Origin of the sequence: uncultured Tissierella sp., from assembly GCF_902479755.1 — a bacterium.
Taxonomy (GTDB): Bacteria; Bacillota; Clostridia; order Tissierellales; family Tissierellaceae; genus Tissierella; species Tissierella carlieri.
The window spans coordinates 1-25,837 of sequence record NZ_CABSQO010000012.1 but is presented as its reverse complement, the minus strand read 5'-3'; the positions used below and the strand labels follow the sequence as shown (position 1 = coordinate 25,837).

18 protein-coding genes are annotated in these 25,837 nt (G+C 32.1%); 15 read left to right on the top strand and 3 right to left on the bottom strand.

Features of this window, described 5'->3' with window-relative positions; genetic code table 11:
- The first annotated feature begins 47 nt into the window (after window positions 1–47).
- From RDK80_RS08215 to RDK80_RS08175, 9 genes are all read left to right on the top strand, one after another.
- Entirely contained in the window at window positions 48–1,331 is a 1,284-nt protein-coding gene (locus tag RDK80_RS08215) for a hypothetical protein (RefSeq protein WP_094899581.1), read from the top strand.
- A 440-nt stretch (window positions 1,332–1,771) separates the two neighbouring features.
- Window positions 1,772–2,482 carry a DUF5058 family protein gene (locus RDK80_RS08210; protein WP_094899582.1) on the top strand — a complete coding sequence of 237 codons (711 nt, stop codon included), beginning with the start codon at window positions 1,772–1,774 and terminating at the stop codon, window positions 2,480–2,482.
- Between the two features lie 20 nt (window positions 2,483–2,502).
- Complete coding sequence (locus tag RDK80_RS08205; protein ID WP_216558972.1) at window positions 2,503–3,171, top strand: hypothetical protein; 669 nt, start codon at window positions 2,503–2,505, stop codon at window positions 3,169–3,171.
- A gap of 44 nt (window positions 3,172–3,215) precedes the next feature.
- Window positions 3,216–4,343: a M20/M25/M40 family metallo-hydrolase gene (locus tag RDK80_RS08200; RefSeq protein ID WP_094899584.1), complete on the top strand. Its 1,128-nt coding sequence runs from the start codon at window positions 3,216–3,218 to the stop codon at window positions 4,341–4,343.
- Window position 4,344: 1 nt separating this feature from the next.
- Window positions 4,345–5,685, top strand: coding sequence for an amidohydrolase (locus RDK80_RS08195; protein WP_308523994.1), 1,341 nt, complete (start codon window positions 4,345–4,347; stop codon window positions 5,683–5,685).
- A 119-nt stretch (window positions 5,686–5,804) separates the two neighbouring features.
- Complete coding sequence (locus RDK80_RS08190) at window positions 5,805–6,386, top strand: LysM peptidoglycan-binding domain-containing protein (RefSeq protein ID WP_256311181.1); 582 nt, start codon at window positions 5,805–5,807, stop codon at window positions 6,384–6,386.
- A gap of 182 nt (window positions 6,387–6,568) precedes the next feature.
- Window positions 6,569–8,167: a CTP synthase gene (locus RDK80_RS08185; protein WP_308523993.1), complete on the top strand. Its 1,599-nt coding sequence runs from the start codon at window positions 6,569–6,571 to the stop codon at window positions 8,165–8,167.
- A 108-nt stretch (window positions 8,168–8,275) separates the two neighbouring features.
- On the top strand, window positions 8,276–10,204 hold the full coding sequence (locus tag RDK80_RS08180; protein ID WP_308523992.1) for an S-layer homology domain-containing protein: 1,929 nt from the start codon (window positions 8,276–8,278) through the stop codon (window positions 10,202–10,204).
- A 266-nt stretch (window positions 10,205–10,470) separates the two neighbouring features.
- Window positions 10,471–10,815, top strand: a complete 345-nt coding sequence (locus RDK80_RS08175; RefSeq protein ID WP_256311184.1) for an FMN-binding protein — start codon at window positions 10,471–10,473, stop codon at window positions 10,813–10,815.
- A 78-nt stretch (window positions 10,816–10,893) separates the two neighbouring features.
- Here the strand turns inward: RDK80_RS08175 and RDK80_RS08170 are convergent, their stop codons facing one another.
- Genes RDK80_RS08170 through RDK80_RS08160 form a run of 3 tightly spaced genes read right to left on the bottom strand, consistent with a single transcriptional unit; the run spans window position 10,894 to window position 14,992 of the window.
- Window positions 10,894–12,192 (bottom strand): ABC transporter permease, encoded by a 1,299-nt coding sequence (locus RDK80_RS08170; protein WP_308523991.1) that lies wholly within the window; start codon window positions 12,190–12,192, stop codon window positions 10,894–10,896.
- A complete protein-coding gene (locus RDK80_RS08165) occupies window positions 12,185–14,278 on the bottom strand; it encodes a CARDB domain-containing protein (RefSeq protein WP_308523990.1) in 2,094 nt (697 codons plus the stop codon). The genes RDK80_RS08170 and RDK80_RS08165 overlap by 8 nt, the downstream gene beginning before the upstream one ends.
- Window positions 14,279–14,992: an ABC transporter ATP-binding protein gene (locus tag RDK80_RS08160; protein ID WP_256311187.1), complete on the bottom strand. Its 714-nt coding sequence runs from the start codon at window positions 14,990–14,992 to the stop codon at window positions 14,279–14,281.
- A 237-nt stretch (window positions 14,993–15,229) separates the two neighbouring features.
- On the opposite strand from RDK80_RS08160, the gene RDK80_RS08155 reads away from it, so the two are divergent.
- From RDK80_RS08155 to RDK80_RS08130, 6 genes are all read left to right on the top strand, one after another.
- The gene (locus RDK80_RS08155; protein WP_308523989.1) at window positions 15,230–17,932 is read left to right on the top strand and encodes a PD-(D/E)XK nuclease family protein; all 2,703 of its coding nucleotides are present in this window, start codon (window positions 15,230–15,232) and stop codon (window positions 17,930–17,932) included.
- Window positions 17,922–18,995: a UvrD-helicase domain-containing protein gene (locus tag RDK80_RS08150; protein ID WP_308523988.1), complete on the top strand. Its 1,074-nt coding sequence runs from the start codon at window positions 17,922–17,924 to the stop codon at window positions 18,993–18,995. The genes RDK80_RS08155 and RDK80_RS08150 overlap by 11 nt, the downstream gene beginning before the upstream one ends.
- Window positions 18,996–19,705: 710 nt before the next feature.
- On the top strand, window positions 19,706–21,559 hold the full coding sequence (gene ltrA / locus RDK80_RS08145) for a group II intron reverse transcriptase/maturase (protein ID WP_308523987.1): 1,854 nt from the start codon (window positions 19,706–19,708) through the stop codon (window positions 21,557–21,559).
- A gap of 30 nt (window positions 21,560–21,589) precedes the next feature.
- Window positions 21,590–24,127 (top strand): 3'-5' exonuclease, encoded by a 2,538-nt coding sequence (locus tag RDK80_RS08140; RefSeq protein ID WP_308523986.1) that lies wholly within the window; start codon window positions 21,590–21,592, stop codon window positions 24,125–24,127.
- Window positions 24,128–24,210: 83 nt separating this feature from the next.
- Complete coding sequence (locus RDK80_RS08135) at window positions 24,211–24,594, top strand: hotdog domain-containing protein (RefSeq protein WP_256311190.1); 384 nt, start codon at window positions 24,211–24,213, stop codon at window positions 24,592–24,594.
- A gap of 146 nt (window positions 24,595–24,740) precedes the next feature.
- On the top strand, window positions 24,741–25,559 hold the full coding sequence (locus RDK80_RS08130; protein ID WP_256311191.1) for a 3-keto-5-aminohexanoate cleavage protein: 819 nt from the start codon (window positions 24,741–24,743) through the stop codon (window positions 25,557–25,559).
- Window positions 25,560–25,837: the final 278 nt, after the last annotated feature.

The following is a 25,837-nucleotide window of genomic DNA, read 5'->3' as shown; positions in this document are numbered from 1 at the left end:
TTTCCTTTTTATATACTAGATAAATTCATTTGGGAGGATACAGAAGGATGAGAATTGCTATAATGGGAGCTTCGGATTCAGTAGAGAAAATATATAAAGTTCTATCTCAAGAGGAAAAGAATATAGAATTTATTAAATATGCCGAAGATGAAATAAAAAAACTTATAGAAATAGCAAGAAATATTGATACTGGAATAGATGGTATATTTTTGACTGGAATAGGTGTTTATTCGGAGCTTTCTTCACAAATAAGATTTGAACAGCCAGTCGTATATACAGAAAGAGGTATAATAGGTATTATTAAAGCTATGTGCGAATTTCGTATGGATTGGAAAGATATTAAAAATGCAAGAATTGCTTTAGATATAATTGAGGAAAAAGATTTACTTGATGTATTTAATGAGTTTAATATAGAAGTCAAAAGTTATGATATTCAAAAATATTTACCTTCTAAGAATGAAGAGGACTATATAAAATATTATCTAGAAAAGTATGAGGAGAAACAAATTGATTGTATCTTTACATCTTTTGGATATATATATAATTATTTAAAAAATCATGATATTCCTGTTTATAGAATACAAGCAACGAATATTGATATTAAAAATCGATTTACTGAATTAAAGAATAGTATCAGATTAAAAAATATGAATGAACGTGTAACTCAAATACAGGTTATTCAAGTAGTTGAGAAGAATGGTGAACTTTATAATAGTATAGAGGGACAGTTTCAATTAGAAGAAGAAATTCTAATGTATTCTAAAGAGATTGAAGGAATGATGCAGACTATTAATACAAATGAATATCTTATTATATCGAATAAAGGTGCCTTATTGAGCCGAGAGAATATAAATTCTTTATCTAAGATAGTAAATAATTGTAAGTTAAATAATATTATACTTGGCATAGGAATAGGTGAAGGTGTAACTCTTTATCAATCTGAAATAAATGCAAGAAATGCCTTAAGGAAGAGTATTTCTGAAAAACAAGGTAATATTTATTTTTATGATGGAGAAAACGTAGTAGGTCCAATTCTTAGAGAAAGTCAAATTAAATACAAAAATTTAGCAGATAAAAAAACTCTACAATTATCTAAAGAAATTGGAATTAGTTACCAATATATTGAAAAAATTAATGGTGTAATAAATAAGTTAGGTAGAGATGAATTTACAAGTCAAGAACTCTCTGAAATCCTTTCTATAAGTGAACGTAGTGCGAATCGTATTCTAAAAAATATCATAGATAAGGGATACGGTGAGGAATCAAACTTGGAGAATTCATTAGGTGCTGGTAGACCCCGTCGTAAGATTAAAATCAAGCTAAAGCCATAGGATATATTTAAAACTCTAATTATTTTATTGATTAGAGTTTTTATAATGTAAGAAATATAAAGGATTATTGACAATTATAAAAAAATGTAATACAATTTAGACAATTAAGGACCTATTTAGGACACGAATGATAAATAATTATCACTTGGTTTTTCATTAGTAGCTTATATTTTATAGAATACTCCTATGAAAAAACATTTTCATTTTCCAAACTAAAGAGTTGTTAAATATTATAAAAGGAAGTGATAAGAAACATAATATATTAAATGAAGATTTAATTGATTAACCAATTTTGCTAACAATGAATACAGAAATTTTATAAAATTGATACTGAATTATAGTAGTTTGGAATATTTAAATGTGTCAAAGAGTATTTCTAAAAATTAAGATATGATTTAAATTAAGTAATTCTACAATTAATGAAAAGGTGGAGGTAAAAGATGGGACAAACAAATCATTTATTTTATGCAAATCACCCTATTATGTGGATTGTATCAATAATTGGTATATCCATTATATTAATCCAATCTGTATTAATAACTAGAAAATCAATTAAAGCTGGTTTAGATATGGGAATGGATCATTCTAGGATAAAAAAAGGTATTAAAACAAGTGCTATTGGCAGTGTAGGTCCAGCACTAGGAGTTGTGGGAAGTCTATTAGCCTTATTAGTTACTATGGGATCCCCTGTATCTGCATTTAGATTAAGTATAATTGGTGGATCTAACTTTGAGGCAATGGCAGCTAATTTTGGGGCTCAAGCCTTAGGATCAGAACTTTCTACTAATATGACTCCTGTTGTATTTACAAATGCTTTATGGACAATGGCATTAGGATCAATTGGATGGATAATATTTGTATATTTATTTGCACATAGAATGGATAAGGTAAATAACCTGTTAACTAGCGGAAGAAAGGCATTATTGCCAGCAGTGAGTGTAGGTGCTATGCTTGGATCTTTTGCCTATTTTAATGTGGGTAATTATTTAAAAGTTAAGACAAATCCAGATATAACGGTTTCAGCAATTTCAGGTCTAATTATTATGATTATTTGTTTGAAGTTAGGAGAAAAGAAATTCACTTGGTTAAAAGAATGGGCTCTAACAATTGCAATGTTTGGAGGAGCAATTATTGGAACTTTAACATTTTAGAGTATAGGAGGACTATATAGATGAACATTTATGATGAATATATTAAAGATATTACAAAGATTGGTAGATTTACTATGCTTCTTGGGCTTGTTGTAAGTTTCCTTCCTCCAGCAGTTATGACTTGGGGATTTGGATTTAATCCTGGACTTGGAGCAATTATAGCTGGAGCAATTTCTCAGATATCGGTTTCGGGAGCTTTTTATTTTAGTGAACCTATTAGTTATTTTCCCATTGTAGGTAGAGCTGGATTATATATGGGATTTCTATCAGGGAATTTGGTAAACATGAGAATACCAGCAGCAGTATCAGCTTTAGAAGGATCAGGTTATAAATCTGGTACTGATGAAGGAGCAATTATGGGAACTATAGGAATCGGAGTTTCTATATGGGTTGGAATTGTATTTTTATTATTAGCTGTATTTGCTGGGCAAACTGTTTTATCTGCATTGCCTGAATCCTTTATGAAAATGTTATCGCTAATTATTCCTGCATTATTTGGTGGAGTTTTTGCTCAATTTGCAATAAAGTCACCAAAAACTGGTGCGTTTGCTCTTACAATTGCTTTCATAATGACAAAAATTGTAGCTTTTATTCCAGGTCAGCCATCATTTATAGTTACTTTAGTAGCAGTATTTTCAACAATTGCGTTTGCTAAAAATCAATTAAGTAAGCAAATAGATAATAAATAAATCTAAGTAAGTTACTAATAAATAAATATTAGGAGGTCATAGTCTTGAATAAAGAAAGATTATTAAACAACCTAGTTGAGATGTTAAAGATTCATTCACCTTCAAAAAAAGAAGGAAAGTATGCAAGCTATCTTGTTGAACTGCTAGAGGGAATGGGGGCATCAATATACTTGGATGAAGGATATTTACAATATGGTGGAGACTCACCTTCAATCATAGCTAAGTTTTCTGGTGACATAGAAGGTGATGGAATTACACTTGCTGCCCATATGGATGTAATAGAACCTAATTTAGATGTAGAGCCAATAATAGAAGATAATATTATTAGAACTAATGGAACTACTACATTAGGTGGAGATGATAAAGGCGGAATAGCGAGCATTATAGAAGTTTTAAGGACTATTAAAGAAGAGAAGATATCACACAAAGACATTTATGTTGTTTTAACACCTTGTGAAGAAGTAGGTATGCTTGGTGCAAAACATTTTAATTGGGAAAAAGTTCCTAAAGACATGATGCCTTCAAAAAATATGGTAGTTGTAGATAATGCTGGAGCTGCTGGAATTATTGCACATTCTGCTCCAAGTAAGTATGATATTGAAATTAATTTTCAAGGTAGAAAAGCCCATGCCGGAATAGAGCCTGAAAAGGGTATAAATGCTATTAGCCTTGCGTCTTATGCTTTATCTCGTATGGATATAGGCAGAATAGATGATTTGACTACATCAAATATTTCCACAATAAGCTCTGAATTCCCTTCAAATGTAGTTCCGGATATGTGTAGAGTTACTGGGGAGGTAAGAAGTCATTCAGAAGAAAGAATTCTAGAAATTATTGAATCCTATAAAAAGATATGTGAAGATGCAGTCGAAAAATTAGGCGGAATATATAAATTTGACTATAAATGTGATTATCCGGTATTGAAACCAAAGGATGATTTGAGTTTTGCCAAAGAATTCTCTAAAATATATGAAGAAATTAATGTCCCTGCTGAACTTAAGGTGATTGGAGGAGGATCAGATAGCAATATATTTGCTAAACAAGGATTTAATTCAATTATTATTGGAGTTGGAATGTATAAGGTGCATACTGTTGATGAGTATTTAGAGATTGATGAGCTATTTAAAACAACAGAGGCGATTATTAGATATATAAAAAAGGATGAACAGTAAAATGGGCATTGAAAAAGAAAAAATGAAATCTAAAGTAATTTCTGCGATTGAGGAAAATCGAAACTTGATTTTCGATATAGGTAGAAAGATTTATCAAAATCCAGAACTTGGCTATAAGGAATTTGAAACTACAAAACTTGTTAAAGAATTTTTCAAGAATGAATTAAATCTTAATGTAGTTGATAATATTGCCTATACCGGTTGCAAAGCTCAAATAAATGAAGATAAATCTGGCCCAAAGATTGCAGTTTTAGGTGAACTAGATGGTATAGTTTGTAATGGTCATCAAGATGCTTTAGATTCAGGAGCTTCACACACTTGCGGACATAACATACAGATTGCAGGAATGTTGGCTGTGGCAATTGGACTTATAAAGTCAGATGTATATAAGGAATTAGATGGCAAAATTGATTTTATTGCAACACCTGCAGAAGAATTTGTAGAACTGGATTACAGAAATAAACTTAAGGAAAAAGGAATTATCAAATATTTTGGGGGAAAACAAGAATTAATAAGAAATGGCACCTTTGATGATGTTGATATTTCCATTATGTTTCATGTTCTAGATACAGGAGATAAAAAGGTATTGGTTGGTCCAGTAAGTAACGGATTTATTGGAAAGGATGTTAGGTTTATTGGTAGAGAGGCTCATGCAGGTAATGCTCAGCACAAAGGAGTAAATGCACTGAATGCAGCATTATTAGCCATGAATAATATTAATGCTCAAAAAGAGACATTCCTAGATAGTGATAAAGTAAGGATTCATCCAATCATAACAAAGGGTGGAGACATTGTAAATGTAGTACCAGCAGATGTGCGAATGGAATCATATACAAGAGCGAGAACCGTACAAGCAATGATAGATGCCAATGAAAAGGTTAATAGGTCATTGATTGCTGGAGCCATGGCTGTAGGTGCAAATATTGAAATCAAGGAATTACCAGGATATTTGCCAATGCTAAAACATCAAAATATGGAAGTGATATTATTTAAGAATCTGTTAAGTCTTGGAATTCCCCAAGATGATATAATACAAGGAGGAGATTTTACAGGCTCCTTTGATTTAGGTGATGTATCCCATATTATGCCGACTTTACATCCTATGTTCGGTGGCATAAGGGGAGAACTTCATTCAAAAGAATATTGTATAGTTGATGAGGAGTACCTCTATCTGGAGCCAGCTAAGGCATTAGCTTTAACCATAATAGATTTGCTCTTTGATAATGCAAAAGAAGCTAAGAATATCCTTAAAGATTTTGTTCCCGCTATGACAAAAGAAGAATACCTTAGTTTTATGGATTCAAATGATAAGATCATAAAAAAGGAGTTTTTAGATAAATAGATTTACATTTTAAAAGGAGTTTTCCTTATTATTAGACTCATTTCCTTCTCATTTGGAACCTATCGTTTTTATTTGAATATAATATATTGAGTTATAATTCAAATAAGGGAGGTTAAACCATGGAAATTAATCAAATAACATGCCCTACAGGATCAACACCATATATTATAAAAGCAGGAGATACATTCTTCCAAATAGCTAGAACCTTTGGAATATCTCTTAATGCTTTAATAGCAGCTAACCCTGGGGTAGATCCAAATAGATTGTTTATTGGTCAAGTAATTTGTGTACCAACAGCTGCTCCACCGCCACCTATATCTAGCTGTCCTACTTTAAGTATTGGCAGTAGAGGAGCTTCAGTAGCACAACTTCAAGAACTTCTAAGGAATGCAGGATTTAATCCAGGAGCTATAGATGGTATCTTCGGCACTGGAACACAGGCAGCCGTTATAGCATTCCAAAGAAGTAGAAATCTTGTACCTGATGGAATAGTGGGTAGAATGACATGGACTGCACTTGGTGTAAATTGTGCTCCGACTACAACCTGTCCTCCAGGAACATTTGCCTATACAGTTAGAGCAGGAGATACTTTCTTTACTCTTGCACAAAGATTTAACACTACAGTAGATGCTATTCAACGTGCTAATCCAACTGTGAATCCAAATAGCCTACAAATAGGTCAGGTAATTTGCATACCTTAATCTAAAAATTAATTAGATGATATAAGCTAGGGATATTCTCAAAACTGATGTTGAGAATATCCCTTTGTCTGTTTTATTCACCTTTTTGTAACCATCTAAATAATTGACATATTTTTTTATATAAGATAAACTAATAGGATAGAATATAATTGAAAGAGTTATTTTGAGGAGGTTTTGTTAAAGTGTCCACTAAGTATATATTCGTTACAGGTGGAGTAGTTTCATCCTTAGGTAAAGGTATTACAGCTGCTAGTTTAGGGCAGCTTTTAAAGAGCAGAGGACTTAAGGTTACTATTCAAAAATTTGATCCATATATAAATGTTGATCCAGGGACTATGAGCCCTTATCAACATGGTGAAGTGTTTGTTACCGACGATGGTGCAGAAACAGATTTAGATTTAGGTCATTATGAGAGATTTATTGATGTAAATTTGAGTAAATATAGTTCGGTAACTTCTGGTAAGATTTATTGGTCTGTACTTAACAAAGAGAGAAAGGGGGAATACAACGGTAGAACTGTTCAGGTAATTCCTCATATTACAAATGAAATCAAAGAAAGAATTATAAGAGCATCTAAGGAAAGAGATGTAGATATTGTAATCACTGAGATAGGTGGAACTGTAGGAGATATAGAATCCTTACCTTTTTTAGAAGCTATTAGACAAATAAAATATGATGTAGGCAAAGAAAATGTAATGTATATCCATGTAACTCTAGTACCGTTTTTATCTAAGGCGGGAGAGTTAAAAACTAAGCCTACACAACATAGCGTGAAGGAGCTTAGAGGCCTTGGTATTCAGCCTGATGTACTTATTTGTAGGACAGAGGTTCCTCTAGCTAGGGATTTGAGGGAGAAAATTGCTTTATTCTGTGACTTAGCTCCATCAGAAGTCATCGAAAATAGCGATGCTTCTACTATATATGAGATTCCTCTAATGTTAGAGAGAGAAGGTCTTCCGCAATTAGTCATAGATCATCTTAATTTAAAATGTGGAGAACTAGATTTATCTGAGTGGAATGAAATCGTTGATAGAGTAAATAATCCACAGGGTAAGGTGAAAATTGCTTTAGTAGGTAAATATGTTGAATTAAAAGATGCTTATATTTCTGTATCCGAGTCCTTAAATCATGGTGCCATAGCAAATAATGTGGAAGTTGAGATTAAGTGGATACATGCTGAGGAAATAAACAACGATAATTGTAATGAGTTATTGTCTGATGTAGATGGAATTTTAGTTCCAGGCGGATTTGGTGATAGGGGAGTAGAAGGTAAGATATCAGCTATTAAATATGCAAGAGAAAATAAGATTCCTTATTTAGGCATATGTTTAGGTATGCAGTTAGCTGTTATAGAATTTGCTAGAAATGTAGCAAATCTCAAAGGGGCTCATAGCTCTGAACTTAATTCAAGCACCGACTATCCAGTAATAGATTTGATGCCAGAGCAAAAGGATATAGATACTCTTGGTGGAACCATGAGATTAGGTTTATATCCATGTAAGATTAAAGAGGATACTAAGGCTTTTGAAATATATAATGATGAAATTATATATGAAAGACATAGACATAGATATGAGTTTAATAATGAATATCGGGATAAGCTAGAGGAAGAAGGACTTATTATATCTGGGGTATCTCCTGATGAAAGATTAGTTGAGATGATTGAATTAAAAGATCATCCTTGGTTTGTAGCAGTTCAATATCATCCAGAATTTAAGTCTAGACCAACAAAAGCTCATCCATTGTTTAGAGAATTTATTAAGGCAGCGATAAAAAGATAGTGAATAGTTAATAGTGAAGAGTGAATAGTTTTAAGTAAAGATTTAGAGTCTTTTAAACTATTCACTATTAGTTATTAGTTATTCACTAAATAAAAGGGGGGGCTATATGTGAAAATTAGAAAAGGTTGGAAAAAGGGAGTTACTACAATTTTAGCTTCAGCAATATTAGTATCATCTATCCCAAGCTATGGTGCAGCACCTAGATTTAAAGATGTACCTACTACTCATTGGGGTTATAACTACATTGAAGAGATGGCAAGCTTAGGATATATAAAAGGTATTGGTGATGGGACTAAATTTGATCCAGAGGGAAAACTTAATTTTGATGCAGCTATGAGCTTATTGGCTAGGTTAACTAATCCTACAACAACAGAGAAAAATAATGCTTCCTATGCTTATAATGCTTTATTGAATGAACTTAAGATAGAAGATTGGGCTAAGGAAGGACTAGCTATAGCTTTATATAAAAATATAATTACAGAATCACAACTAAGAACTGCCAGTAAAAATGGACAAATCAAAAAGCCAATTAGTAAAATAAATACCTGTGAATATTTAGTTAAAGCTATGGGTTTAGAAGATACTGCTAAAAACAAACAAATAGTATCATTGACTTATAAAGATGTAATGAGTATGTCTGCTATTCAAACTAAATATGTATCTGTTTTAATAGATGTTGGAGTATTAGATCCTAAGGGACAAGGAGACGGTACATTTGGTCCTAATACTCAACTGACAAGAGCTGTAATGGCTAAGATGATGTCCACAGCTTATGATTATATGAAAGGCAATCCTACAACGCCAACAACTCCTACTATTCCTACTACTCCTGAAACGCCAAAGGATGAGACTGAGACGTTGAGAACTGTAATGATAAAGATTTCAGATGTAGGAGTATATAAATTCTTAATGGTAGAAGATGTTCGCGGTGGAGAAGTTGCCTATCAAGTAATGAATAACACATCTATAACTGTAGATGGAAAGGCAACTACTTATCTTGGATTAGCCGAAGGGCAAGAAGTAGAGTTGAGTATTAAGAAGGGGACTAAAGAACTTATATCAGTTAAAGCAACATCCCTTGAAGAAGAAATATCAGGTAAGATAAAATATTTAAACTCTTCTACATCTAAAATCACTGTGGAATATACAGAGGATAAGAAGACTATATCTAAAGACTTTACTGTAGACAAAGATGCAGATATATATTTAGATGGTAAGTCGGTATATTTGAAGAATTTAAAAGAAGGAGATTTAGTAGAGTTAAAGATTAAAAATGGAGTAATATATGATATTGAAGCTGAGAGTAAAGAAAAGAAGGTAGAAGGTATCATAAAGGAAATAACTCCTGTTAAAGATAGTAGAGATAAAGAATATAATATCACTATAGTTGATTCTAAAGATAACACATATAAGTTTTTAATCGATAGTAAAACTTATATAACTAGGAACAGTAGAGTGGTAAAGCCAGAGGATTTAAAGTTAAAGGATGAAGCTTATATCATAGCTGAATACGATGTGGTTAAGGATATAGAGGCAAAAGTAGTTAAGAAGAACATTAAGGGTCAAATTCGAGGACTAAATATTGCATTTAATCAAAATACGGAAGTAACTATTTTAAATCAAGAAACTAAGAAGGAAGAAAGATACATTTTAGGCAAAGATGTGTATATTAGAGTTGACAGAGTAATTACAAATTCTCGTGACTTGAGTGTAGGCCATTATGTAGAAGTAGTGACAGAAGGCGATGAAATTGTTGAAATAGAGGCAGATTCTAAGGGTCTAGAAGCAAGTATGTTAGGTAAGATACAATATATTAATTCTAGAACTAGGGAGATAACTCTATTAATTGAAAATTTTGATTTAGATAGCTCAAAATATGGTGATGAAATAGCAGTCTATGTTAAATCAGATGTAGTAGTTGCTGATAGAAACCTAAAGTCAATATCTTTTTTAGATTTACGAAGAGGAGATAGGATAAATGTAATTGGTAGCTATGATGGTTTTTCATTTATAGCAAATACTATACAATTGAGATAATATTAAACTAATTAAAATAGTCCAGTGGGTTGTAGATTCAAACCACTGGACTATTTTTTATAGTAGATAGGAAGCTCTACTTTTGTCTTTTTATTTTAACAACTTGATTAAAGGAGTTCTAAGGAATCACCTCCAAATGCTTCTCTTGGAGGCTTTTTCTTATTATACTTAAAAGAAAATGGAAATTTTTCATAATTTGTTATATAATGATATATGTGTGGCATATCTTAAAATATGCTAAATATGCAAAAAAGGGGGTAGAGAAGATGAAGAAGTCAATATTGGCAGTTGCTCTAGTTTTAGCTATGATGCTTACTTTAGTTGGCTGTGGTGAAAAGGCTCCAGTATATAATGATAGTACATATGAGGGTACTGGGCAAGGAAATAATGGAGATATCACAGTTTCAGTAGAAGTAAAGGATGGAAAGATTGCAGATGTAGAGGTAGTATCTCATGAAGAGACAGAAGGAATCTGTGAGCCTGCAATAGAACAAGTACCTGAAAGTATAGTAGAGAAAAATTCAACAGAAGTTGATACAGTATCAGGAGCTACTAATACTAGTAACGGTATTATAGAAGCTGTAAATGCCGCACTTGAAGGTGCGAAATAATAAATAGAATAAAAAAGGCTGCTTTCCTATAGGAAAGCAGCCTTTTACGAAGAGAGACTAAGTAGTCTCTTTTTTAGTCTATTCTGTTCTTATAGCTTCCAATGCGGATAAGTTCATAGCACGTCTAGCTGGGAAGTATCCTGACATTATTCCTATAAGGGCTGAGAATCCCATGGCAGCAAAGATTAACCATATTGGGATTATAGATATCTTTGTAGCTCCATAGGCACCTATAGCCTGACCAAATTGTCCACTAAATTTATTTATAAGGAAGGATATCAAATAGGAAAATCCTACTCCAAAAACACCTCCCGTGAGGCCTATAAGTGCCGATTCAAATAAGAATAGTCTCTTTATATCCTTAAGGGAAGCACCTATTACCTTCATTACTCCAATTTCTTTAGTTCTTTCATATATGCTCATTACCATGGTATTTGTAATACCTATAGCTGCTACTAGGAGTGATACTGCACCGATACCACCTAGTACAGCTTGGATTACTGCAGCTTGTTTTTTCATGGATTCTAGCTCATCGTTCAAACTATAGGCTTCATATCCCATTTCTTTGATTTGTTTTTGAACTTCCTGAACATTTTTCATATCGTTGACTTTAACATCTACTTTATTATATCCAGTTTCTTTTTTTCTGCCTGGTTGAGGTTTTTGATTTTCAGCTTTTTCTTTTTCTTTTAGAAGTTTTTGTACTTCTGTAATAGGCATATATATTCCATATCCTGTTTGCCAATCACCCTCAGTTAATACACCTGCAACCTTAATTTTATATTCTTTATAGCTTGGTTTCTTCTCTCCAGGACTAGACCAACCATAATTTGGGTCTAAGGTAAGGGTCATTCTATCTTTCATAAGGTTTATTTTTGGTTCTCTCCAAACCCTTGACTTCGGTTCATAGAAACTATCTTTCATTCGCCCGCCAAATACTACTGTTAACTCATCATTTTTACTTAGGAGTCTGCCTTCTGCTACTTCGAATCCAAAGGCTTCCATAGAATCAGGATCTATTCCTCTAATAGGAGCATTGGATAGGTATCTCCCATTAATTATGGAACCATGGGCTTCTAGCATTGGACTTACAGCTGCAACATTAGGTATTAATTTAAATGAGGCTACAGCTTTGTCATCTAAGACTGCTTGCTTTTGTCCAGGCTGTTCCACCCAACTCTTTTGAACATTTATAGTAGTCAAGCTGCCCCATTGAGCTATTTGCTCTTCAAAGGATTTACTCATTCCAAAGCCAAGGCTAAGCATTACTATAATGGAGCTAGCTCCTATGATTACTCCAAGGACTGTAAGAAAGGTTCTTAGTTTTCTTCTCCACAGATTTTTTATTCCCATTCTAAATAAGTCTAAATTACTCATCTAGGGCCATTTCCTTTTCTTTTTTCTTTTTCTTGTAGAAAATAAAACCTCCTACTCCAGCTCCTATGATTACTAAACTAATCCATAGCCATTTAGATTTGAGAATTCCCTTGATTCCACCAGATTTCATATCATCTGGAGGTGGCATTTCACCAGGGAATTCCTCCATTGGAGGCATTTCTGTTACATTTAGTGTAAATTCTTTTCTTAGTTCTTGCTTCTGACCTGTGGAGTCTTCGTAGGTAAAGAGTACAGCACCTGTTAATTCACCAGGTTGAGATGGTATTACCATTCCTTCAAAAAATTCACTACTACCACTATCGAAATTACCAACATAATAGCTTCCGTTTTCAGTTTGGAAATCTCCTTCTAATTTGACCATCATATTGTATAGAGTGACTTTACCAGTATTATAGAACTCCAATGATACTGGTAGTGGCTGACCTACCATTGCATCAGGATAAAGCTGTAATTCTGCAGTTTCTAGTCTTGATTGTTGGACTACAGGAACTCCAATTAACTCAATATCTTTTAATTCAGTACCTTCACTATCTTCGTATTCAAAGTTTGCTGTTATAGTATGAGTCTTTGCAATGGCATCTGGTACAGTAAACATAGTAATAGTTTTTTCAACTCTACCTTTAGGTGGTATGGAGTCGATATAGAAAGTATTTGAGCTATCTACTGGTGTAAATGCAGAATTACCGGCCTTTTCAGTATCCTTGGTAGCACCAGATTCTGCTGTTAAAAATATTTTTATGTTTTTTACAGCCTTATTGCTAGAAGTATTATAGAAGGAAAGAGTCATCTCAAAATTTTCTCCAGCTTTAACAAGTTGTGGCTGGAAACTATATTTATCTATGATTAGCTTTGGTTTGCCCTTAGTAGAATCTCCAGTTTCTGGTGCTACGACAAATACACCTACGAATTGTTCAACTGTATCTTCTTTTCCTAAATCATCTACATATTTTACTGTAATTTTAATAGGATAGTTTTTAGTTTCAGAGGCTTTTGTAGTTAAAAATTTAAAATTAACTTTTTCTGTAGCACCTTTAGCCAAGGAGTTAAGCTTTATAGTGCTTACTGTCTTAGGTACTACTCCACTTTGGTCTTCACTGCTAGCTGTGATGACCACATTCTTTGCATCTGCTTGCCCTTGATTTCTTATATCAAAACTTATATCTACTTCTTTATTTTGACCAATGGAGCCTGTAGGAGAAACTAAGTTCTCTATTATTAGATTAGAAGATTGACCTTTATTTCCAGCAACAGTTATAAAGAAGTTACTCTTATCTTGTATAGCTTGGTTTTTTGCATCCTTATAGGATAAGTCTAATTTTAGCTCATAGCTTCCACCTGCTAATGTTTTTGAAGATTTCAATTCAAAATATATATAGGTTTTCTTGCCAGATTCTAGAGATTGAACTGTCTTATAGTTTACACCGTTTGCTAATGTAAATCCTTCATTGGTTAGACCTTCTAGAGTTACTCTTAGATCCTTTGCAATGGCACTGCCTATATTTCCTATCTCAAAGCCTACGGCAATAGTTTCCCCTGCATTAACAGTAGAAGAAGGCATGATATCTACTCTATTGACTACTAATTGTGGTGAAGTCTTATCTTGTGCCACTCTGATGTTGATATTTTCTGTTAATGTGAATTTTTGTGGTTGTACATATTCTCTAGACCCATCTTCTTTATCAATATAATATCCTTCATTATAATAAGTTATATTTAGTGGTAATGAATAATTTTTACCATCAGCTGATTCATCTACTTTTACTCTAAAAGATAAGGTTCCTGTACTGCCATCCCTAAGATTTCTAATACTATCATGTGAAGAGCCATCGACATAAACTACTCCAGTGGATTCACCACTTAAGCTTCCAGAAATATTAGTTGCATAACCATTTCCAGTATTTGTAAGTTGCACTGATACAGAGACAGTTTCTCCTGCCTTTGCAGTATAGGTATTTGAATTACTGATTACTAAATTAGGATTTCCTTCACCATAGGCAAATCCTATATTTGGCACTTGAAGTATAACTAATAATACTGCTAAAAAAATACTTAAAACTCTTTTCATCTAATTTACTGCCCCCTTTATTATGTTTTCATTTTCTGTAATCTTTTCTATATGTCCATCCCTTAGATATACTACCCTATGTGCATAATCAGCGATCTCTACATCGTGAGTTACTATAATTAGGGTTTGTTTAAATTCGTAAGCCATTCCAGTGATTAGATTCATAATCTCAAGTGTAGTTCTTGTATCTAGATTTCCTGTAGGCTCGTCAGCAAATACTATTTGTGGCTTACCTACAAATGCTCTTGCAATACTTACCCTTTGCTGTTGTCCACCACTCATCTCAGAAGGTTTATGGTGAAGTCTTTTTTCTAGTCCTACATCAATTAACATTTGTTTTGCCATCTTCTCTCTTTTAGCTTTTGGTATCCCTTGGAAAGTAAGACCTAGACTTACATTTTCTAAAGCTGAAAGAGTAGGGATTAGATTATAGGATTGAAATACAAAGCCTACATATTTTTGACGAAATTTAGTTACATCTCTTTCATTCATCTTGTGTATTGGATACTTGCCTATGGTAATTTCACCCTTGGTGGGTTTTTCTAAACCTGCCATCATGTTCAATAGTGTAGACTTACCAGATCCAGATGTACCAAGTAAACATATAAATTCTTCTTTTCTAATGGATAGAGATACATTATCAAGGGCAATAATTTTTTCATCTCCCATTCTATATACCTTTCTTAAATTGTTTAATACAATTAGATCCTCCAAAAATTAGCTCACCCCCATGTAATTATTGCTAACTCCATTTTACCATAATATAGTTTATTAAATAGTTACAATATTATTAAAGTTTGTATACCTATCTTACAGTTTTGTAAGAAGCGGTGAAGGCACATATATGGCTGAAGTTGACTTTTAGGAGTCTATATTTTTGTTAAATTAAAGGATTTTTATTTTTTATGTCGAATATTTATATACCATAAGGAGATAGAAGAGGGTGAAGGTATGAAACTTATAGAATTAAGGGAATTTTGTAAAGAAAATATTTTAGATGAAAAGATATTTATAGTTCCAACAAGGACCATAGGAATGCAAATCGTAAATAAGATGGCTAGAGATGGCTATCCTTCTATAAATCTTAGGACAGTGACTCCACAGGGCTTAGCCTTTGAGATATGTGAAGAATATATTGCAAATAACAATAAATTGATAATTGACGATATTCTAGGAAACAATTTGATCATAGGCATACTTAAGGATTTATCTAAGTTAGATTCAGACAGTTTTTTCTTCAGACCAAATCTAATAGATTCAAAAACTGCTGAAGAAGTATATAAGGTAATAATGGAGTTAAAATACAGTGGATTAGAACATTTTCCAGAAGTAAAGAATCTAGACAAGATATATATGGAATACAAAGCTAGACTAAAGAAATTAAATGCTGTAGATTACTGTGACATAATTATTGAAGCATCAAATTCATCAAATATAAATCTATATCAGGAAAAGAAAATAGCTATAGCATCTAATATTGAATTTAATAATGTGGAAGAAATATTATTTAAGAAATTCAAAAATTGCACAAGGATTAAAATGCCTGTTAAATCAGTTGAAGGTCATCCAAAGAATTATTATTATAAAGAAGATTCAGGAAAGGCAGAATTTGAAAATAAGAATATTAAGTTTTATGAAGGCTATGGAACAAAGGAAGAAATAGGGATTATTTTAGAGGACATCAAGAGAAAAAGAATCCCACTTGATGAAGTAGTTATAGCATATACCAATAGTAAATATGTCAATTTGATTAATATTGAATTGGACATACATAGAATACCTGGAAACTTTGGTGGAGGTTTAAATATTGAATCCAGCAGTGTTTATAGATTTATAAATACTATTTTTGCATGGGCTGTAAATTATTATAATATAAAGGAAATAAGACCTATTTTTATCAATGATGACATTAAAATAGATAAATTTTCTGCCCCTGAAATGTACGAAGAACTAGTAGAATGTAAGATTGTATCCTTAAAGGAAAACTATGATAGAGTATTAAGATTAGAAGATGATACTAATAAAGACATAGAAAGAGATAAGAATTTAAATGAATTTCAAGTAGAGAAAAGAATTTGGCTTAAAGAATTTTTTAAAGGGCTATTTGAAGCTATACCAAGAGATGAGTATATTAGATTTGATCAATGTATTCCAAAGTTTATGAGCTTAATAACAAGGTATGTAAAGAATGTAAATAAATATGATGGAGCTGCAAAACAGGTAGTCTTAGAAACTCTGGATAAAATTGGAGATATTAATATGGAAGTTAGTAGGCATGAGTATTTTGATATAGTTCTATCCTATATTAAACAAAGCAAGATACTTAGATCCCAACCTCAGCCGGGAAGTATATTTATTACAAGTTTTAAAAGCGCAGGATATACGGGAAGAAAGAATCTTTATTTAATAGGATTAGATAGTACTAGTTTATCTAATAAGGTAGTAGAATCACCTATTCTGCTTGATACGACCAAAACTAGAATATCTGACAAGATTTCCTTTGCAAATGATAATTATGAATATAAAAAGTATAAGGTAAAAGAATTATTAACGGCTGATTTTGAGAACATATCCATAGGTTATTCAAACTTCGATACGGTCAACATAAAAGTACAATCGCCATCTCAAATATATAATGAGTTAAAGGATATAATGGGAGAAAGAAAACAAGAGAAATATGAGGAAAAGAAAAGAGTAATTCAAGGGAGAGATATGGTTAAATCTGCAACCTCACTGGAGACCTTGGCTGAATGCCCTAGGAAATTTTATCTTAAAAATATAATGGGCTTAAGTGCTAAAGAAGATGTAGATATTAGAGTTGATAGATGGCTTGATGGAGTAACAAAGGGCATCATAGTACATGAAGTGTTAGATAGTTATTTTAATTTAAATGAAGAAGAACAGACTAAAGAGAAAATAGTGGAATTAGTGGAGAAACAGTGTATTGAATCAGCAAAGGATAATGTCTGTCTGCTTCAAGAGATATATCTAAGAGAAAAACAAAATTTAATAAATGCATGTCAAAATATAGTAGATATTGCAAATAATGATAGTGAATGGATAGTACTAGTAAATGAATTATCCTTTGGAGATAAAAGAGGGAAGAATAATAAAATATTTGGTGTACTTCCTAAACAGAGGATAGATATTATGGGATTAGAATTAGATATATCAGGATCTATAGACAGGGTGGATATAAATAATATAGATAAGAATGTATTCAGAATTGTGGATTATAAAACAGGAAGTATGGATAACTTTGAAAAAAGATTAAGGTTTTCCACAGGTAGAGGTAAAAATAAAGACTACAATTATTCAGAAACACAAAAACTTCAGTATTATATTTATAAAAAAACATTAGAGAAAATATTAGAATCTAAAAAAGATATATCCTTAAGACCAGAAGTATGCAAATTTACTTATATATTTGAAGGGCACGAAAAGAATGGGGTTATTGATTTAGATTTCAGTGAAGAATTTATAAATGTAATAGAAAATAGAATAAAGACTTTATTAGATATGGATATATTAGAGGAACAATCTCAAGTAATATTTGATTCAAAGGGTATATGCAGATATTGCGATTATAGTCCTATATGTATGGTGGACAAGGGTTTAACTAAGGTAGAAGAGGAGGGAGGATATGATAAATAAAGAGGAACTAATAAGAGAAGAAATGAAAAAGAGAGAAGAAATAATAAAGATCTTTGATAAAAATTATCTTTTAGAAGCAGGAGCTGGTGCAGGAAAGACCACTATAATTGTGCAACGGATTATCAATCATATTATTACATCAGAAATAAATCCTGCTAATTTAGTAGCAATTACATTTACTAAAGCAGCGGCAACTGAATTAGCAGAAAGGATTCAATTAAATGCTCTGGAATATCTTAAAGGAGAAACTAATCCAGAAATAATTCAAAGGCTCAAAGCCGTAGATAAGATATTTATCGGAACTATACACTCCTTTTGTGAGTTAATTTTAAGAGAAATGCCCTTTGATGCTGACATCACTCCAAATTACCAAATAATAGAAGATGATGAAGAGTTCCATAATGAAATATGGTATAGGTTTTTAAGGGATAAAGAGAAAGAATATAAAAAGATTATAGATTTACTGTCAAAGGTAAATATTGATTATAAAGAATTGAGAAGTAAGGCAATTTTAGCTCTTGAAAATCCGGACATTAGATTTAGTGGCTATGAAGATGATGATTATAAATTTGAGGAAATCGAAAAGGAATTTGAAGATATAAAGAAGGATTATGGGTATTTAAATATAGAGCCTTTTAAGAATAATTCTAATCTAGCGAAACTGTTTCGCTCCATATTAGAAGAAAAACAAAGTCTAATAAATTATCTAGATAGTATTCTAAAGGAATATGGTAAGGAAGAGTTTGATATAGAAGGGATATTTGAAAAAGTTATTGCTAAAAAGTACTGGAACTTAGATAATGCTCATGAATATAAGAATTTAATCGAAGGAATTTATGGTATATATTATAAACTAAATGCTATGGTATATAATTATTGCACAGAGTTTATCAATATGGCTGTAGATTATAAAAAAGAAAGATATCGAGGGAAACTTACCTTCAATGAGCTATTGTATAGGGCTTCTAAATTAATTAAGGAATCTCCATCAGCTAGAAAACATTTTAAAAATAAATATAAACATTTCTATATAGATGAGTTTCAAGATAGTGCGACACGTTAGTAGCTGAAAAGGCTATTCACCATCATTAGATGGGAGAACTTACATTCCGAGGTATCAAATGAAGGAGTAACGCCCTGAAGGGTCCCATTAATCCTCCGAATAGCGTCGGATTTGCAAGAATGAAGATGTTATGAGCTCGGTGAAGTCGGCTGAGAGTTGCCCTAAGTAAGAGCAATCTTACAGGAACAATGTCCAGAGGTGGATGTCGCAACCTATAGGTCGGATGTCTATAAAATGCTCATGGTGAGAATCGTATACTATTAAAAGGTATACTGACGAAATCCCGAATGAAAGGGTCTAAAGGAATAGATATCAGAAATGGTATTCTTACTATTGTAAGGTTAGTGAGGTAAAGTAAAAAGTTGTCTTTATGAAATACCTTATAGTGTTACAGGCACTATCAAGCTAACAGGCTCAGAGGGAAACCTAAAAGCATATGCAAAGATAGGAATGTAGGAACGTGGTAAGCCAGTGACAAGGAGAGCTTGCCCTCGATGAATTGTTGATAAGGAAAGGCGAAACTTGCTATAACTTATCTTAACGCTGGTGAAAGTAGTGGCACAGTACCAATGAAGCGATGATAATAAGTCGTGGAGGGATAGCCACAAGTCGAAGTATACACGAAAATTTAAAAGTGCAATATTCATTAGGTTCGAGTATGACTAAAAGAAACGAAAACCAATTCGAAAGATAAGGTGATTAGTTGACTGATGACGACAGGGAAAAATACGAAGAAAAAGAAAAAACTAAGAAACAATGAATATTATGATTTACAAGGTATGTTTGATGACTTATATGACAAGAGCAAAAGAAATTACAACTTTACAAAACTCTTGGAACTAATTACAGATGACAGAAATATTCAATTAGCCTACAGAAATATAAAGAGAAACAAAGGTAGCAAAACAAAAGGCACAAATGAAAATACGATAGTAGAAATAGCTGAAAACGAACCACAAAAGCTTGTGAATTACGTTAAGGGAAGATTAAGTAACTATAAACCGCATCCAGTTAGAAGAGTAGAAATACCAAAACCTACTGGTGGAATAAGACCGTTGGGAATTCCAACGATAGAGGATAGATTAATACAGCAATGTATATTGCAAATATTAGAACCTATCTGTGAAGCCAAATTTTATAACCATAGTTATGGATTCAGACCTAACAGGAGTGCCCATCACGCAATTTCAAGAGCCATGACATTAGCAAATATAAACAAACTACATTATGTAGTTGATATAGACATTAAAGGGTTCTTCGATAATGTAAATCATGGAAAGCTTCTTAAGCAAATGTGGACTCTGGGCATAAGGGATAAAAGATTGGTTTCAATTATCTCCAAAATGCTTAAAGCTGAAATAAAAGGTGTGGGAATACCTGATAAAGGTACACCACAAGGAGGAATTATCTCTCCATTACTATCAAATATAGTGCTGAATGAATTAGATTGGTGGATAGCAAGTCAATGGGAGAATTTAAAAACCAGAAGTAAACTTGTAACCAACAAAAAGAAGCCAGGCGGGAAAATTATTATAGATAAAGCCCCTAAGTACTTGGCTCTTAGAAAAACCAATCTTAAAGAAATGTTTATCGTAAGATACGCAGACGATTTTAAAATATTCTGTAGAGACTATGATACAGCAGTAAAAGCTTTTGAGGCTACTAAACAGTGGTTAAAAGAGAGATTAGGATTAGACATTAGTCCTGAAAAATCAAAAATCACAAATTTGAACAAAAACTATACTGAATTCTTAGGTATAAGACTTAAAGTAGTTCCCAAAGGTGAAAAGTATGTAGTTAAATCCTATATGAGTTACAAAGCAAAAGAGAAAGTTATCAAACAATTTAGAAGTAGTATTAAAAGGATGCAAAAATCGCAATTAAAAACTGATGTCAATAAGTTTAATGCCTCAATTTTAGGCAGACAACAGTATTATAGCGTAGCAACACATGTATCCAAAGACTTCGCACAAATCGATTTCTTAGTCAAAAAGAACCTTAAAAACCGAACAAGTAAAATACGAACAAAAAGTGGTGCAATTACAAAGGCATATACAAAATTCTATAGCGACCATAAAGGTAAAAAGATATTCTTGCTTGGACAGATAATCTTCCCAATATCATTGGTAAAAACAAAACCTCCATGGAACTTTTCACAAGAAATATGTGACTATACGGAGGAAGGTAGAAGGTTAATACATGCACAGCTAAACAAAATAAATATCAGAGTATTAAATTACCTGATGTACAACCCAGTAAGAGATGAAAGTATTGAATATAATGATAATAGAATCTCACTATACTGTGGACAAAATGGAAAATGTGCAATAACTGGAAGACCATTGGAAATAGGAGATATGGAAGTCCATCATAAGAAGCCAAGAGAATTAGGCGGAACAGACGCATATGAGAACTTAACCTTTATATTAAAGAATTGCCATAAATTAATACACGCCACTAATACAGAGACTATTGAAAAATATTTCAAGTTATTAAATCTTAACAAAAAAGAAATAGATAAAATTAACAAACTTCGTATAAAAGTCGGTAATTGTACCATTTAAATAAGTAATGTATATTCGATGGAACGCTGTATGACGGGAAACTGTCACGTACAGTGTGGAGCGGGGGAAAAGTCGGAGATAATATCAAAGATTTACCTATCGCTATCAGATCCTATGCAGGCTGAATTAGTGCTTCACTTGACTGATAAAGAAGTTGAGTATAATGGTGTAAAGCGTTGGCAGGATTGTAAACCTGTACCAGGTTCCTTATTTGTAGTAGGTGATCCCAAACAATCTATATATAGATTTAGAAGAGCAGATATTACAATATATAATCAAGTAAAAGAAATAATATCAAATAATGGAGAGGTAGTACATTTAGATATTAATTTTAGGTCATCTGATGATATATGTAATTGGATAGAATCTACATTTAGGAATAAAGATAATATTGGCTTTGGATTTGATGAATATTCTACTGATGTGCAGGCTGGATTCACAGGTATATTGAGCTTATGGAATAACGAAGATTTAGAAGGACAAATAGTAAAAGGAACTTATAAATACAATTATCCAGAAAAGGAAGATCAAGAATATGTGGCTAATATTGTAGAAGATATCTTAAGGAATTACTATATTACTGAAAAGGTTAGAAAAAGAAAAGAAGAAATAATAGATGGGGAGAAGGATTATTATAATATCAATAGAAAAGTAAAAGAAGGAGATATAATGATCCTCACAAAGACTAATGAGGAAACGGGATTTTATCTTAAATCATTGAAGGATAGAGGTATATCTGCTGTATTGGCAGGAGAGAAAAACCTTGGAGACACTAGAGAGGTTTTGAATCTATTTATTTTGATAGATTCCTTAGTTGATTATAGAGATAATATAAAAGTAGTATCAGCTTTGAGAAATTCCTTTTATTTAGATTTAGAAACTATAGAATTGTTTATGGAGGATAATAAAAATTTATCACAATTTATTTTCTTCAGAAATAAGATTGATGAAATTAAACACTTAAGTATTAAAAAGGCATTTAGCCATATGAATGAAATTGTTGATTTATCAAGAAAACTTAACCCAATAGCCTTTATTGAAAGAGTTGTAGAGAGTCAGATTGGTGTTTATGATATTCATAGACAATATGAGAGATTGGAAAGAAGAGATGCGGATTCTGCTCTTAGGCAAACTATAGAAATTTTAAAATTGAAAAACTGTGGCAGTATATATGAAATAAGAGAAGAATTAAAAAAAATAACAAGGGATAAGGTAAATTATGAATTGCCTATAAGTAAAGAAGAAGCAGAGAATGCTGTAAGAATAATGAATATTCATAAATCAAAGGGTTTGGAAGCTAATATAGTTATACTAGTTGGTGCACATAAAAAAAGAACTGTTTCTTCTAATACTCACTATGTTCAAAAGGATGAGAATAATAGAAGTATTGGGTTCATAGTTTATGCAGGAAGCCATAATATCCTTGGACCAAAAGAAATGGAAAGAAAAGAGAGAGAAAAACTCTTTATGGAAGCAGAAGTTGACAGACTTTTATATGTAGCAGCTACTAGGGGAAAATCAGTATTGATTGTAGCTGATGCTATTGATGAGAGAAGTTTCTTATATCCTCTATCTAAAAATATAAATAAGGAAATAAAGCTAGAAAATGAAATAGAAACTAAAATAAAAGATTTAATGATATCTGAAGAAAAGAAAAGAGAATTAGATATCACTAAGGATTTAAGAATAATAAAAGAGATATCTAGTCCTAGCTATTTAAAAGTTACGCCATCCCAGTTTGAATTAGGGAGAGATGATGTTAGAGAATCTGGTTACGAGAGGAAAAGGAAAATATATATAAGCCCTAGACTTAGAAATACTAGAATATTAAAACCGAAGGTTATGGGGCCTAGGGGTAAGATATATGGCAGCATTATACATAGAGCCATAGAAATTCTAATTAAGAAAAGTAATAAATTAAATAATGTTAGTGAAGATGTTATTGATTATGCTTTAAATATATCAATTAATGAAGGTATGGACAATTTAGAAATTAATAAAACAAATATTGGATTATTCTATTCTATTGCTAATAATAGAGTTGAAGAAATACTTAATATTGCAATTGAAAAAGGAAACAAAGGGGCTAGGGACATAATTAAAAGAAAGATTTATAAATATGCCAGAAAAATATTAAATAATTTTATAAACAATGAAGATATCTTAGAACTTTTTAGAAATGCAAAGAAAGTATTTCCTGAATTATCCTTCACCATAGCAATAGATGAGAAGAACGAAGCTGCTTTAAATAGGATATTAAGCTTTTTATTTAAAGATGAGACTAAACTTGCAGAGAAAGGTAATAAAACCATACTTATTAATGGAACAATGGATTTGGTAATTCAGTCTGAGAATGATAATTGGACAATCATTGATTATAAGACAGATGTTTGCTTTAGTAAAGATATGGATAGAAAGCTTAGGAGAGATTATACTTCACAATTAGAGGGTTATAAAATATTATTTGAAGAGATCATGAGAGATAAAAATATAAAAGTAGATAATTTATTGTTTTATTCAACATTTAATGATAGAGTAATTGATATATATGGTAAGGTATTGATTTAATAACAGTATAGATTCAATATCTTGTTACTATATTATCAATATGATATAATAAATCCAAATACATAAGCAATGGAGGGGACATTATGGAAAAGGCAATGATTAGACTTAGAATGAGTACTCAAGATGCTCATTATGGTGGGAATTTAGTAGACGGTGCTAGAATGTTGGCGTTATTTGGAGATGTAGCTACAGAATTACTTATTAGACATGACGGGGATGAAGGACTATTTGTAGCTTATGACAAGGTAGAATTTACAGCTCCAGTATATGCAGGAGATTATATCGAGGCAGTAGGAGAAATTGTAAAGGTAGGGAATACTTCTAGAAAAATGGTATTTGAAGCTAGAAAGGTTATAATACCTAGACCAGATATTAGTCCATCAGCTTGTGATGTACTAGAAGAACCAGTAGTAGTTTGTAGAGCAGAGGGAACTTGTTTAGTTCCAAAAGACAAGAAAAGAAAATAGTAAAAAATAAAACAAATGCACAATTCACGATGCACAATGCACAACTATGAAAGCAGTTAATTAGGGAAAGAGACCCGAAAAACGTGCCCTAACAATTGTGAATTGTGAATTGTTAATTGTTAATTGAATAATAGGGGGGCGTTTATATGGAAAAATTAATTATCACTGCTGCTATTTGTGGTGCGGAAGTAACTAAGGAGCACAATCCGGCGGTTCCTTATACTGTAGAGGAAATTGGTAGAGAAGCAGAAGCAGCATATAAGGCTGGGGCAAGTATAATTCACCTTCATGTTAGAGAAGATGATGGTACTCCAACTCAAGATAAAGCTAGATTTAAAGCTTGTATGGATGAAATCTATAAGAGATGTCCTGATGTTATTATCCAACCTTCTACAGGTGGCGCAGTTGGTATGACTGACGAAGAAAGGCTTCAACCAACAGAACTAGGGCCAGAAATGGCAACTTTAGATTGTGGTACTTGTAACTTTGGCGGGGATGAAGTATTTGTAAATACTGAAAATACTATTAAAAACTTTGGCAGACTTATGATTGAAAGAGGAGTTAAGCCAGAGGTAGAAGTATTTGATAAGGGTATGGTTGACTATGCAATCAAATATGCTAAGCAAGGCTTCATAAAAGAGCCAATGCACTTTGATTTTGTATTAGGTGTGCAAATGGCTGCAACTGTTAGAGATTTATCATTTATGGTAGATAGTATTCCAGCAGGATCCACTTGGACTGTAGCAGGAATAGGTAGACATGAATTCCCATTAGCAGCAGTTGCTATTACTATGGGAGGACATGTTAGAGTAGGTTTTGAAGATAATGTATATATAGAAAAGGGAGTATTAGCTAAGTCAAATGGTGAATTAGTTGAAAAGGTTGTAAGAATAGCTAAAGAACTAGGTAGAGAAATAGCTACTCCAGATGAAGCAAGAGAAATATTAGGATTAAAGAAGAGATAGATAATTGAGTAAGTATCAAAATTAGTGGCCGTTTTAGTTAATCAATATGCTAAAGGTTAAGGCTGTACTGATTTTGATACTTATTTTTATTTAATTAATATTGAAAGACAAATATCTTCTATGATATTATTAGGGCAAGGCAATCGATATGCAGGGTGTGATACCATCTCATTTCATAAAAGAAAGGAGGTGGTGTGATATGAGTACATTTCAAGCAATCTCTTTAATTTATCAAGACCTAATTTTTAAAAATAGGTAATTAAGGAGAAATGAATATA